The sequence below is a fragment of the Streptomyces sp. NPDC059695 genome (genome assembly GCF_042733785.1).
GTDB lineage: Bacteria > Actinomycetota > Actinomycetes > Streptomycetales > Streptomycetaceae > Streptomyces.
In genome coordinates this window covers 115,530-127,774 of sequence record NZ_JBHWFF010000015.1, presented here as the reverse complement: position 1 = coordinate 127,774, position 12,245 = coordinate 115,530, and the positions used below count along the sequence as shown (strand labels likewise).

The following is a 12,245-nucleotide window of genomic DNA, read 5'->3' as shown; positions in this document are numbered from 1 at the left end:
ACACCCGTACGACCCCACCCGCACGACCACACCCCCGGAAAGGAACCCCCACCCGCATGAACCGCACCAGTCGCACCAGCCGCACCGCCCTCCTGGCGGCACTCGGCCTCATCACCGCCACCGGCGCCACCGCCACCGTCTTCGGCACCGCCACCGCCGGTGCCGCCACCCCCGGCTGCAAGGTCGACTACCAGATCACCAACCAGTGGAACACCGGCTTCGGCACCAACGTGACCGTCACCAACACCGGTGATCCGGTCGCCGCCTGGACCCTGGAGTGGTCCTACGCCGGCAACCAGCAGGTCACCCAGGGCTGGAACGCCACCCTCACCCAGTCGGGCGCCGCCGTCACGGCCAGGAACCTCTCCTACAACGGGACCCTGGCGACGGGCGGTTCCACCTCCTTCGGCTTCAACGGCTCCTACAGCGGCACCAACGCCGTGCCGGCGACCTTCAAGCTGAACGGGGTCGTCTGCAACGGCGCCACCGAGCCCACGACGCCCCCGACGACCCCGCCGACCACACCCCCCACCACACCGCCGACCACTCCGCCGACCACCCCGCCTCCCGGCACCAGGGTGGACAACCCCTACGCCGGCGCCAAGGTGTACGTGAACCCCGAATGGTCCGCGAAGGCGGCGGCCGAGCCGGGCGGCACCAAGGTCTCGAACCAGCCCACCGGCGTCTGGCTGGACCGGATCGCCGCGATCAACGGCTCCAGCTCCTCCATGGGCCTGCGCGCCCACCTCGACGAGGCCCTGAAGCAGAAGGGCTCCGGCGAGCTGGTCGTCCAGCTGGTCATCTACGACCTGCCCGGCCGCGACTGCGCCGCACTCGCCTCCAACGGCGAGCTCGGGCCCACGGAGATCGGCCGCTACAAGACCGAGTACATCGACCCGATCGCCGCGATCCTCGCCGACGCGAAGTACGCGGGGCTGCGGATCGTCACCACGGTCGAGATCGACTCGCTGCCCAACCTGGTCACCAACGTCTCCGGGCGCCCCACGGCCACCGCCAACTGCGACGTCATGAAGGCGAACGGAAACTACATCACCGGCGTCGGCTACGCGCTCAAGAAGTTCGGCGCGATCGGCAACGTCTACAACTACATCGACGCCGGCCACCACGGCTGGCTGGGCTGGGACGACAACTTCGGCTCCTCGGCCGAACTCTTCAAGCAGGCCGCCACGGCCGAGGGCTCGACCGTGGCGAACGTGCACGGGTTCATCGTCAACACCGCCAACTACAGCGCCCTCAAGGAGGACCACTTCACGATCGGCGACAGCGTGAACGGCGTCTCCGTGCGCCAGTCCAAGTGGGTGGACTGGAACCGCTACACCGACGAGCTGTCGTACGCCCAGGCCATGCGCGCCAAGCTGGTCTCGCTCGGCTTCGACAGCGGCCTCGGCATGCTGATCGACACCTCCCGCAACGGCTGGGGCGGCTCCGCCCGGCCCACCGCCGCGGGCCCGACGACCACCGTGGACACGTACGTCGACGGCGGCAAGTACGACCGTCGCATCCACCTCGGCAACTGGTGCAACCAGTCCGGCGCGGGTCTCGGCGAGCGGCCCCAGGCGGCGCCGGCCGCGGGCATCGACGCGTACGTCTGGATGAAGCCCCCGGGCGAGTCCGACGGCGCCTCCAAGGAGATCCCGAACAACGAGGGCAAGGGTTTCGACCGCATGTGCGACCCCACGTACACGGGCAACGCCCGTAACGGGAACAGCATGTCGGGCGCGCTGCCGGACGCCCCGATCTCGGGCCAGTGGTTCTCGGCCCAGTTCCAGGAACTCCTGAAGAACGCGTACCCGGCCCTGTAGCCCGTCTCGGTACGCCAGGCCCCGGGGGATCCGATCCGGATCTCCCGGGGTCGTCCGTGCGCGCAGGCCGCCTCAGCCGTCAGAAGGGTCAGCAGGACTCCCGCACGATCAGCTCCGTCGGCAGCACGCGCCGGAGCGGCTCCGCCGGAGCGGTCTCCGCGATGTCCCTGAGGAGCATCCGCGCCATCGTGCGGCCCATCTCCTCGATCGGCTGGCGCACGCTCGTCAGCGGCGGGTCCATGAGCCGCGCGACCGGTGAATCGTCGACCCCGACCAGGGCCACGTCCTCCGGTACCCGGCGGCCCGCCTCGCGCAGGGCTCCGCGCGCGCCCGCGGCCATCACGTCGGAGGCGGCGAAGACGGCGTCCAGGTCGGGCCTCCGGGCGAGCAGCAGGCGCATGGCCCGCCGGCCGCCCTCCTCCGTGAAGTCTCCGGCCGCGACGAGGGTCTCGTCGGGCGGGAGTCCGGCCTCCGTGAGGCCGGCCCGGTAGCCGCCGAGCCGGGCCCGCGCCACGTACATGTCGAGGGGTCCGGTGACGGTCGCGATGCGGCTGCGGCCGCGGCCCACCAGGTGGGCGACGGCGGTCCGCCCCGCGCCGATGTTGTCGGAGTCCACGTACGGCACGGGCTCGGCCTCCGCGCGGCGGCCGTTCATCACGACGGGGAGGCCCAGTTCCCTGATGCGGTCGGGGAGGGGGTCGTCGGCGTGGACCGAGGCGAGCAGCACTCCGTCGACGCGCTGGGCGGCGAGGTACTGCTCGAAGCGCTGCCGCTCCCGTTCGCTGCGGACCAGGGTGAGCAGGAGCTGCTTGTCCGCCCCGGCGAGTTCGGCGCCGACGCCGCGCATGAGGTCGAGGAAGTAGGGCTCGGCGAAGAGGCGGGCCTCGGCCTCCGGGATGACGAGCGCGATCGCGTCGGTGCGGCTGCCCGCGAGGGCGCGGGCCGCCTGGTTGGGCACATAGCCGAGTTCGGCGACGGCACGGGCGACGGCGGTCCTGGTCCGCTCGCTCACCCGGGGGGAGCCGTTGATCACCCGGGAGACCGTGCCCCGGCCGACCCCGGCCCTGGACGCGACCTGCTCCAGGGTGGGCCTGCCGCTCCGCCGTCCGTTCACGACTCCCGAACTCCCCTCGTAGGACAACGCGCTGCTCACCGATGACCCGCGGAGGGATGGGAGCGCTCCCAAACTAGTCCACGGCGACCGTCCCGCGCCACGCGCCCGCGTTCAGGAGATGACGGCCCGGAGGCGTCGAGGTGTCACGAAACCCCCGGAAAACCTTCCGGTAACGAATCCGCGTTCATCTCTTGACACCCGCACCCGCCAGGCAGCAACCTTCCGGCAACGACGTGGGAGCGCTCCCATAGGGGTGCCGCACCGACGCACCACACACGCGACACAGCCTTGCGACACAGCGCTTACGACACAGGCCCCGGCGGGCACCGCCGAGCCGCGATCGGCCGGCCGGGCCTCCTGGCGCACAGAGAGCACCACCTTGGACGAGGAGAGTGGAATGCGCACTTCCAGCAGCAGACGCGGACGCCGTGCGGCGATCGCGGCGATCGCCGCCGTCGTGACCGGCACGACCCTGCTCACCGGTTGCGGCAGCGACGGCGACGGTGGCAAGGACGGCGCGAGCGGCCAGGGCGGCGGGAAGATCACGCTGCGGATCGGGACCTTCGGTTCCTTCGGCTACGACGACAAGACCGGCGCCAAGCTCTACTCCGAGTACGAGCGGCTCCACCCGAACATCAAGATCGAGGAGTCGAACGTCTCCGACGGCCAGAAGTACTGGGACACGCTGAAGCTGCGCCTCTCCCAGAACAGCGGCGTCGCCGACATCCAGGCCGTCGAGGTGGGCTACATCGCCGAGGCGACCGGCACCGCCATGGCGAACAAGTGGGTCGACCTGGGCAAGCAGGGCGGCGCGGACCTCGGCGACTTCCTCGACTGGAAGGTCAAGCAGGCGACGACGGCGGACGGCAGGGTCATCGGTCTGGGCACCGACATCGGCCCCATGGCCATCTGCTACAACAAGGACCTCTTCGCCAAGGCCAAGCTGCCCACCGCCCGCGACGAGGTCGCCAAGCTGTGGGCCGGCGACTGGTCCAAGTTCCTCGCGACCGGCGAGCGGTACAAGGCGGCCGCGCCCGCCGGCACCGCCTTCCACGACTCGGCGAGCGGCCTGTTCAACGCCGTGGTCTCCAGCGACCCGGTGCAGTACGCCAACGCGAACGGCGAGCTCGACTGGGAGAACAGCCCCGGCGTGAAGAAGGCCTGGGACACGGCCGTGAAGGCGGCCCGGGGCGGACTCACCGCGAAGCTGCGCCAGTTCGACGAGAAGGGCACGTGGAACGCGGCCTTCAAGAACTCGAAGTTCGCCACGGTCGCCTGCCCGAGCTGGATGACCGGCATCATCAAGGACCAGGCGGGCCCCGCCAACCAGGGGAAGTGGGACATCGCCGCGCCGCCGGTCGCCGGCAACTGGGGTGGCTCCTTCCTCGCCGTGCCCAAGGCCGGCAAGCACACCAAGGAGGCCGCCGAGCTGGCCGCCTGGCTGACCGCCCCGGAGCAGCACGCCAAGGTGTTCGCGGTCAACGGCAACATCCCCTCCTCCAAGGACACCCTCCTCTCCTCGGCGGTCCAGGAGGCGAAGCTGCCGTACTTCGGGGACACGCCGGTCGGCAAGATCTTCTCCAGCGCGGCGGCCGGCATCACCCCCGCCGCCATCAGCCGCTACGACGGCCAGGTGAAGACCTTCCTCACCGACAACGGCATCCTCGACATCGAGCAGCGCGGCACCGACCCGGCCAAGGCCTGGGAGAACGTCAAGAAGCTGGTCGACGACAAGATCGACCACTAGCGGGGGCGCCCGCCGGTCCGCCGCCGCCTGCCGGGCGGCGGACCGGCACCGTCCGCACCACCGCACGCATCGACCTGGAAGGACGCCCCCGTGGCCACCTCCGTTCGGGCGGGGCGGGCCGGTACCCCGCCGCCCGCCGCACCGCCCTCCTCCCCCGGCTCCCCTGGTTCCCGGCGCCGCCGCCCCGCCCCCGGCGGCCTGCGCAGCAGGCTCTACCGCTGGGACCTCAAGGCGATCCCGTACGTCTTCATCGCCCCGTTCTTCCTCGCCTTCGCCGCCTTCGGGCTCTTCCCGCTGATCTACACGGGCTGGCTCTCGCTGAACCGGGTCGAGCTCGGCGGCGATCCGACATGGAAGGGCCTGGAGAACTACACCGACCTGGCGACCAGCGAGTTCTTCTGGAACGCGCTCCTCAACACCTTCACCATCGGGGTCCTCTCGACCGTTCCGCAGCTGCTCATGGCCCTGGGCCTGGCGCACCTGCTGAACTACAGGCTGCGCGGCCGGGGCTTCTTCCGGGTCGCGATCCTCGCCCCGTACGCCACGTCGATCGCGGCGGCGACCCTGGTCTTCGCCCAGCTCTTCAACACCGACTACGGGATGATCAACGGCCTCCTCGGCTGGACCGGTCTCGGCCCGGTGGACTGGGAGTCGTCCAAGTGGCCGGCGCAGATCGCGATCTCGGTGATCGTGACCTGGCGCTGGACCGGCTACAACGCGCTGATCTACCTGGCCGCCATGCAGGCCGTGCCGCAGGACCTCTACGAGGCGGCCTCGCTCGACGGGGCGTCGCGGTGGCGCCAGTTCCTCAGCGTCACCATCCCCTCGATCCGGCCGACGATCCTCTTCACGATCATCGTCTCCACGATCGGCGCCACCCAGCTGTTCGGCGAGCCGATGCTGTACGGCGGCAGCGTCGGGATCAGCGGCGGGAGCGGCAACCAGTTCCAGACGCTGAGCCTGCTGATGTACGAGAAGGGCTGGGTGACCGGCGCCCTGGGGCAGGCCTCGGCGATCGCGTGGGTGATGCTCCTGCTGCTCCTCCTGATCGGCGGCGTCCAGGCGCTCGTCTCCCGCAACGACCGCAAGAAGCTGGGGGGATGACCTCATGGCCCGCACACTCGCACCGCCGCGCCCGGCCGCCCCGCGCGGCCGCCGGCTCCGCCCGTCGGCGGGACGCCAGCACCACGCCGGCCCTCTGACGTACGTCCTGCTCGCCGTCGCGGCGGTCGTCTCGCTCTTCCCGCTGTACTGGAACGTGGTCGCCGCCTCCCACACCGGCGAGCGGGTCGTGGAGGCCCCGGCGCCGCTGCTGCCCGGCAGGCGGCTGCTCGACAACCTCACCTTCGCCTGGAACCAGGTCGACATGGGCGAGGCCCTGGTCAACACCACGATCGTGGCGAGCCTGGTGGCGCTGTCCACCGTGCTGTTCTCCACGCTCGCGGGCTTCGCCTTCGCCCGCCTGCCGTTCCGGGGCAAGGGCATGCTGCTCTCGCTCGTCGTCGCCACGATGACGATCCCGCCGCAGCTCAGCGTGATCCCGCTCTACCGGATCATCACGGACCTCGGCTGGTTCGACCAGCTCCAGTCGGTCGTCCTGCCCTCGCTGGTCGCCGCCTTCGGTGTCTTCTTCATGCGCCAGTTCCTGGTGGAGGCGCTGCCGGTGGAGCTGGTGGAGGCGGCTCGGATGGACGGGGCGCACAGTCTCCGGATCATCTGGCACGTCGTCTTCCCGGTCGCCCGGCCCGCCATGGCCGTGCTCGGGATGCTGGTCTTCGTCCAGGCGTGGAACGACTTCTTCTGGCCGTTCATCGCGCTCACCCCGGACGGCAACCCCACCCTCCAGGTGGCGCTCGCAGGCCTCGGCGCGGGCAACCACGCCGTGAACCAGGCCGTGGTGCTGACCGGCGCCCTGATCTCCACCGTGCCGCTGCTGCTCGTCTTCGCCCTCCTCGGCAAGCACATCGTCGGCGGCATCACGGCCGGCGCCGTCAAGAGCTGACCGGCCCTCCGTCCTTCACCACCCCGTACCCGTGTTGGGAGCCCTCTCCTATGACCGCGCCCGAATCCCGGCCGCTCACCGCCGTCCGCTCGTTCCCCGCCGACTTCCTGTGGGGCGCCGCCACCGCCGCGTACCAGATCGAGGGGGCGGCGGCGGAGGACGGCCGCACCCCCTCCATCTGGGACACCTTCGCGCACACGCCCGGAAAGGTCTTCGAGGGCCACACCGGCGACGTGGCCGTGGACCACTACCACCGGTTCCGCGAGGACGTCGCGATCATGGCCGAACTCGGCCTGAACGCCTACCGGTTCTCCGTCTCCTGGTCCCGTGTGCAGCCGACCGGCCGGGGGCCCGCCGTCCAGCGGGGCCTCGACTTCTACCGGCGGCTCGTCGACGAGCTGCTGGGTGCCGGGATCGAACCGGCCCTGACCCTCTACCACTGGGACCTGCCGCAGGAGCTGGAGGACGCGGGCGGCTGGCCGGAGCGCTCGACCGCCGAGCGGTTCGCCGAGTACGCGGGGATCGTCGCGGACGCCGTCGGCGACCGGGTGAAGCGGTGGACGACGCTCAACGAGCCGTGGTGCAGCGCCTTCCTGGGGTACGGGTCCGGGGTGCACGCCCCGGGCCGCACCGATCCGGTGGCCTCGCTGCGCGCCGCCCACCACCTCAACCTCGGGCACGGTCTGGCGGTCCAGGCGCTGCGCGCCGCGCTGCCGTCGGACCGGCAGCTCGCGGTCTCGCTCAACCTGCACGAGATCCGGCCGCTGACCGGTGCGCCCGAGGACCTGGACGCGGCCCGCCGGATCGACGCCGTCGGCAACCGGATCTGGCTCGGCCCGATGCTGGAGGGCGCCTATCCGGAGGACCTCCTCGCCGACACGGCGCACCTGACCGACTGGTCCTTCGTCGAGGACGGGGACACGGCGGTCGCGAACCAGCCGCTGGACCTGCTCGCGGTCAACTACTACACGCCGACGCTGGTCTCGCACGTGCCGGACGGCGCGGAGAAGCCGCAGGACGACGGCCACGGGAACAGCGAGCACTCGCCGTGGCCCGGCGCGGACGCGGTCGCGTTCCACCGGGCGCCGGGCGCGCCGACGGCGATGGGCTGGGCGGTCGACCCGAGCGCGCTGTACGACCTGCTGCGCCGTGTCTCCGCCGCCTACCCGGGTCTGCCGCTGGTGATCAGCGAGAACGGGGCGGCGTACGAGGACGTGGTCGGCGCGGACGGTTCGGTGCACGATCCGGAACGTGCCGCCTATGTGCACGCGCACCTGGAGGCCGTGCACCGGGCGATGGCGGACGGGGTGGACGTGCGCGGCTACTTCCTCTGGTCGCTGCTGGACAACTTCGAGTGGGCGTACGGCTACGCGAAGCGGTTCGGCGCGGTCCGGGTGGACTACGACACCCTGGAGCGCACGCCGAAGTCCAGCGCCCGCTGGTACGCGCGGGTGGCGCGCTCGGGCGAGCTGCACGCGCCCGGCGGGAGCTGACCCGGGAGCGGGGAGGGGCCGTGCCGGGTGCCCGGCACGGCCCTTCCTCATCCGCCGGCCCGGGGTCAGATGTCGACGACCCGGTAGCCGATGACGTAGACCCCGCCGGAGCCCTCGACCGAGCGCCACTGGGTCTCGGCGCCGACCTCGCTGCCGGTGACGAGCGTGGCGCCGAGCTTGTCGTCGGAGCTGGTGGAGTCGTAGTCCCACAGGGTCAGGGTGCGGGCCTGCTCCTTGCCGAGGATGAGCGCGGCGCTGCCGTTGCCGTCGGCCATGGAGCGGACGTAACCGGTGCCCATGGTCTGGTACTTGACGCCGTTGCCGGGCCAGACCTTGACGGCGTTGCCGTTGGCGTCGGTGATCTTGAGGTAGGCCTCGTCGTGGTCGCCCTCGCTGTTCTGCTGGCAGTGCAGTTCGAGCAGTTCGATCCGCACGTAGTCGATCGGCTCGGCGTGCGCGGTGCCGGCGAAGGCACCGAGGCTGCCGAGCGCGAGCAGGGCGGTGGCGGCCGTTCGGACGATCCGGTTCTTGCGCATGTGGTCCCCCCACACTTCGGGTCACGCAGGTGACGTGGTGTCCGGTCCGCCGTGCCCGGCGGTCCCGGTGTGCCGTTTCCCCCCGGCACGACACCCACTGTGCCGGGCGGGACCGCCCCTGTTCTACGCGCGTTCCACTGGACGGAACGGCTGAGGGAACTACAGGACGACGAGGGCGCTCGGCGGCACCGGCCGCCGCTGTCCGCCCCGGGCGAGCGCCCGGGTGACCGCGGCCCCCGCTCCGGCGACGGCCCGGGCGAGAGCGTCGAGTCCGCGGCCCGCCGGGACCATGCCGGCGAGCGCCGCGACCGTACGGCCGTCCGGGGCGCGGACGGGCAGCGCGGCGCAGCACACCCCGTCCATCACGTCCTCGCGGTCGAGCACGGCCCCGCCCCGCAGCGGCCCCTTCAGCGCCTTGCCCGCGGCGGTGTCGAGGCGGAACGCGATCCCGTCGCGTACGGGGAGCAGCGGCTCCAGGTCTCCCGGCACGGAGCTCACCGTGAGGGCCATGTCCTCGCGCAGCACGGCGAGGACGACGCTGGCGCCGGTGACGGCCCTGAGGTGCTGGAGCGGCAGCCGGGCGGCGGACCGCAGGCCGGGGTGCGGTTCCCAGGCCTGGCCGAGGCGGTAGAGCTGCGGGCCGACCCGGTACCGGTTGCCCCTGCGTTCGACGGCGCCGACCCCGACCAGCTGGTCGAGCAACCGGTGCACGCTGCCCTTGGGCACCCCGCAGGCGAGCGCGAGTTCGGTCACCCCGGCCTCGTCGCCGCTCCGGCGCAGCGCTTCGAGCAGCGCGAACGCGCCCTCCAGCACTCCTCGGCCGCGTTCGGTGCCGCCCGGGGCGGCGGTCGGTGCGACGCCGCCGGTTCTCGGTCCCGTTCCGGTGTCCATGAGAGTCCCCCTGACTCCGCCGCCCGGCCGCGGTCCCCCGATGGCGCGGCTCCGGGCATACGTCCCACGATGCCTCAGACCGGGCCGTACCGGCGAAGGGCTGGTGTCGCCGGTCGTGTCGCCGCCCGCCGCGGCCCGATCGCCTGGACACCCCTTAGTGTGGTCGGCCATGAGAGACGCTCAACCGCCCGCCCGGTCCCGTCGGCGCGGGGTCATCGGCACGGCCGCCGTCGCCACCGTCGTCGCGGGGATCGCGACCGCCTTCGTCGTGGCCGCGCCGCCCTCGACGTCCGCGCCGCGCCCGGCGGCCGGGGCCCCCTCGCCGGCGCGTCCCTGGATGCGCGCACCGGGGGCGCCGCTGACGGTGATCGGCCACCGGGGAGCGTCGTCCGCGGCGCCCGAGAACACCCTGGTGTCCGACGAGGTCGCCCGGCGGGGCGGGGCCGTGTGGATCGAGAACGACGTGCAGCCGAGCAAGGACGGCGTGCCGTACATCCTCCACGACACCACCGTCGACCGGACCACGGACGGCACGGGCCCGATCCGGTCGCTGACCTCGGACCGGATCGACGCCCTGGACGCCGGGTCCTGGTTCGCCCCCGCCTACGCCGGGACCAGGGTGCCCACCCTGGCCGCCCAGCTCGCGGACCTCAGGGAGCGCGGCGGGAAGCTGCTCCTGGAGATCAAGGGCCGGCACAGCCGCGCCGAGGTGGCCCGGATCGTCCAGGAGGTCCGTGATCAGGACATGACGGACCGGGTCTTCGTCCAGAGCTTCGACGTCCCGTCCCTGCAGTACACCCACGAGCTGGCGCCCGAACTGCCCCTCGGCCTGCTGCGCGACACCCTGGACGCGGACCCGGTCGCGGTCGCGCGGGACCTGGACCTCTCCGCGTACAACGTCGGGGACACCGCGCTGGCCACCCGGCCGCAGGTGGTCGCCGACCTGCACGCGGCCGGTGTGGCCGTGAACGTGTGGACGGTCGACAAGGCCGCGCGCTGGAAGGCCCTGGACGCGCTCGGCGTGGACGGCGTCATCACGAACCGTCCCGCCGAGCTGAGCGGCTGGCTGTCCGGCGGGACGGGCTGAGCGCGCCGGGCGCCGGTGGCCGGCGGCCGGTCACGGGGTGGCCTGCTCCTCCAGGAGGCCGGGGTTGACCACCCGGAGGATCGTCGCGATGTCGCCGGGGTCGGCCGCGGGCCACAGGACGTCCCTGGCCGCCCGGTACTTGGCGGCGAGCCGGTCCCGCTGGGCGGGCGGCAGGGCCGCGGCGCGGTCCGCGCGGCTGTTGTGCGCGTTGTCGGCGATCTTCACGAGGGTGGCGCCGGGGTTCTCCGTGATGCGGCGGAGCTTCTCCTCGTAGGTCGTGTCCTGGTCGTTGGTGACGGCCTCGACGAGGGCGACGACCCGGGCGGGGATCCCGGCGGCGCGGAGCCGCTCGGCCGTCCAGTCCGTGTCCTCGATGACGTCGTGCAGCAGTCCGGCCATGGCCAGGTCGGGGCCGAACGGCTCCAGGCCGGCGGCGACCGCGCGGACGTGGGCGACGTAGGGGGCGCCGGTCTTGTCGAACTGTCCGGCGTGCGCGTGGTCGGCGAGGGCGTCCACTTCGGCGAGCGTCGTCATGGGTCCCATCATCCCTGCCACACGGTGTTCACACGGAAGGGGGAATGCGGGTCGCGGAGCGGCCGGTTGCCGCATGCATGACTCTTGGAGTGACGCTCAGTTCGACCGTCCGGCAGCTTCCGATCGACGACACGGTGCGGCTCGCGAGAGAGGCGCGCGACGCGGGCCTGCACTCCGCGTGGTTCGGCCAGACCTTCGCGTACGACTCGCCCTCGCTCGCCGCGATCGTCGGGCGCGAGGTGCCCGGGCTCCAGGTGGGGACGTCCGCGATCCCCGTCTTCGGCCGCCATCCGCTCCTCGTGTCCAGCCAGGCGCAGACCGCGCAGGCGGCCACCGGCGGCCGCTACCACCTCGGGCTCGCCCTGGGCACCCGGCACCTGACCGAGACCGGCTTCGGCCTTCCGTACGAGCGGCCCATCCGGCTGCTCAGGGAGTTCCTCACCGCCCTGCGGCCGCTCCTGGAGACGGGCGAGGCCGACTTCCACGGCGAGCTGCTGACCGCGACGACCCCGTACTCGGCGGCGGTGCCGGGGGCGCGGCCGACGGTGCCGGTGCTCGTCGCCGCGATGGGACCGCAGGCCCTGCGGGTGAGTGGTGAACTCGCCGACGGCGTCCTGCCGTTCCTCGCGGGGCCGCGGGCGCTCGCCGAGCACGTGGTGCCGGCGGTGACCGCCGCCGCCGAGGCGGCCGGCCGGCCCGCGCCCCGGATCGTGGCGCTCGTGCCGGGCGTGGTGACGGCGGACGTCGAGGGTGTGCGGGAGAGGGCGGCGGAGGCGCACGCGCTGTACGAGCGGATCCCCTCCTATCAGCGCGTGATCGAGCTCTCCGGGGCCGCGCGGGCGGCGGACCTGGCGGTGATCGGTGACGAGGAGGCGGTCGCCGCGGAGGTCCGGCGCTACCGCGAGGCGGGTGCGACGGAGGTGGTGTTCACGTCGACGGACCTGGGGGGCGAGGAGGACCGCAGCCGGACCTGGAAGCTGCTGGGAGAACTGTCGCGACAGGAGGAGAGCGGCTAGGC

11 protein-coding genes are annotated in these 12,245 nt (G+C 72.5%); 7 read left to right on the top strand and 4 right to left on the bottom strand.

Annotated elements, in window-relative coordinates:
* The first annotated feature begins 56 nt into the window (after positions 1 to 56).
* Positions 57 to 1,823 carry a glycoside hydrolase family 6 protein gene (locus tag ACFV2S_RS20405; RefSeq protein WP_385560752.1) on the top strand — a complete coding sequence of 589 codons (1,767 nt, stop codon included), beginning with the start codon at positions 57 to 59 and terminating at the stop codon, positions 1,821 to 1,823.
* Between the two features lie 88 nt (positions 1,824 to 1,911).
* On the opposite strand, the gene ACFV2S_RS20400 is transcribed toward ACFV2S_RS20405, so the two are convergent.
* Positions 1,912 to 2,937, bottom strand: coding sequence for a LacI family DNA-binding transcriptional regulator (locus ACFV2S_RS20400; protein WP_385560749.1), 1,026 nt, complete (start codon positions 2,935 to 2,937; stop codon positions 1,912 to 1,914).
* 397 nt (positions 2,938 to 3,334) lie between these two features.
* On the opposite strand from ACFV2S_RS20400, the gene ACFV2S_RS20395 reads away from it, so the two are divergent.
* The 4 genes from ACFV2S_RS20395 to ACFV2S_RS20380 all read left to right on the top strand — a co-directional run bounded on the left by ACFV2S_RS20395 (position 3,335) and on the right by ACFV2S_RS20380 (position 8,179).
* On the top strand, positions 3,335 to 4,684 hold the full coding sequence (locus ACFV2S_RS20395) for an ABC transporter substrate-binding protein (RefSeq protein WP_385560746.1): 1,350 nt from the start codon (positions 3,335 to 3,337) through the stop codon (positions 4,682 to 4,684).
* Between the two features lie 90 nt (positions 4,685 to 4,774).
* Positions 4,775 to 5,788: a carbohydrate ABC transporter permease gene (locus tag ACFV2S_RS20390; protein WP_385560743.1), complete on the top strand. Its 1,014-nt coding sequence runs from the start codon at positions 4,775 to 4,777 to the stop codon at positions 5,786 to 5,788.
* Positions 5,789 to 5,792: 4 nt separating this feature from the next.
* Positions 5,793 to 6,686 carry a carbohydrate ABC transporter permease gene (locus tag ACFV2S_RS20385; protein ID WP_385560740.1) on the top strand — a complete coding sequence of 298 codons (894 nt, stop codon included), beginning with the start codon at positions 5,793 to 5,795 and terminating at the stop codon, positions 6,684 to 6,686.
* 50 nt (positions 6,687 to 6,736) lie between these two features.
* Positions 6,737 to 8,179 carry a GH1 family beta-glucosidase gene (locus ACFV2S_RS20380; RefSeq protein ID WP_385560737.1) on the top strand — a complete coding sequence of 481 codons (1,443 nt, stop codon included), beginning with the start codon at positions 6,737 to 6,739 and terminating at the stop codon, positions 8,177 to 8,179.
* Positions 8,180 to 8,244: 65 nt separating this feature from the next.
* Here the strand turns inward: ACFV2S_RS20380 and ACFV2S_RS20375 are convergent, their stop codons facing one another.
* Both ACFV2S_RS20375 and ACFV2S_RS20370 read right to left on the bottom strand, forming a co-directional pair.
* Entirely contained in the window at positions 8,245 to 8,715 is a 471-nt protein-coding gene (locus ACFV2S_RS20375) for a hypothetical protein (RefSeq protein ID WP_385560734.1), read from the bottom strand.
* Between the two features lie 159 nt (positions 8,716 to 8,874).
* On the bottom strand, positions 8,875 to 9,606 hold the full coding sequence (locus tag ACFV2S_RS20370; RefSeq protein WP_385560731.1) for an IclR family transcriptional regulator: 732 nt from the start codon (positions 9,604 to 9,606) through the stop codon (positions 8,875 to 8,877).
* A 169-nt stretch (positions 9,607 to 9,775) separates the two neighbouring features.
* Between ACFV2S_RS20370 and ACFV2S_RS20365 the strand changes: the two genes are divergently transcribed.
* Positions 9,776 to 10,693, top strand: coding sequence for a glycerophosphodiester phosphodiesterase (locus tag ACFV2S_RS20365; RefSeq protein ID WP_385560728.1), 918 nt, complete (start codon positions 9,776 to 9,778; stop codon positions 10,691 to 10,693).
* Positions 10,694 to 10,723: 30 nt separating this feature from the next.
* Here the strand turns inward: ACFV2S_RS20365 and ACFV2S_RS20360 are convergent, their stop codons facing one another.
* Complete coding sequence (locus tag ACFV2S_RS20360; RefSeq protein ID WP_385560725.1) at positions 10,724 to 11,227, bottom strand: HD domain-containing protein; 504 nt, start codon at positions 11,225 to 11,227, stop codon at positions 10,724 to 10,726.
* Positions 11,228 to 11,304: 77 nt separating this feature from the next.
* Here ACFV2S_RS20360 and ACFV2S_RS20355 point away from each other — a divergent pair, with 77 nt between their 5' ends.
* Positions 11,305 to 12,243: an LLM class F420-dependent oxidoreductase gene (locus ACFV2S_RS20355; RefSeq protein WP_385560722.1), complete on the top strand. Its 939-nt coding sequence runs from the start codon at positions 11,305 to 11,307 to the stop codon at positions 12,241 to 12,243.
* The last annotated feature ends 2 nt before the right edge of the window (positions 12,244 to 12,245 follow it).

Coding starts and splice junctions, on each gene's coding strand:
- ACFV2S_RS20405 (WP_385560752.1), top strand. CDS start 57: ATGAACCGCACCAGTCGCACCAGCCGCACCGCCCTCCTGGCGGCACTC.
- ACFV2S_RS20395 (WP_385560746.1), top strand. CDS start 3,335: ATGCGCACTTCCAGCAGCAGACGCGGACGCCGTGCGGCGATCGCGGCG.
- ACFV2S_RS20385 (WP_385560740.1), top strand. CDS start 5,793: ATGGCCCGCACACTCGCACCGCCGCGCCCGGCCGCCCCGCGCGGCCGC.
- ACFV2S_RS20380 (WP_385560737.1), top strand. CDS start 6,737: ATGACCGCGCCCGAATCCCGGCCGCTCACCGCCGTCCGCTCGTTCCCC.
- ACFV2S_RS20375 (WP_385560734.1), bottom strand. CDS start 8,715: ATGCGCAAGAACCGGATCGTCCGAACGGCCGCCACCGCCCTGCTCGCG.
- ACFV2S_RS20370 (WP_385560731.1), bottom strand. CDS start 9,606: ATGGACACCGGAACGGGACCGAGAACCGGCGGCGTCGCACCGACCGCC.
- ACFV2S_RS20365 (WP_385560728.1), top strand. CDS start 9,776: ATGAGAGACGCTCAACCGCCCGCCCGGTCCCGTCGGCGCGGGGTCATC.
- ACFV2S_RS20360 (WP_385560725.1), bottom strand. CDS start 11,227: ATGACGACGCTCGCCGAAGTGGACGCCCTCGCCGACCACGCGCACGCC.
- ACFV2S_RS20355 (WP_385560722.1), top strand. CDS start 11,305: ATGACTCTTGGAGTGACGCTCAGTTCGACCGTCCGGCAGCTTCCGATC.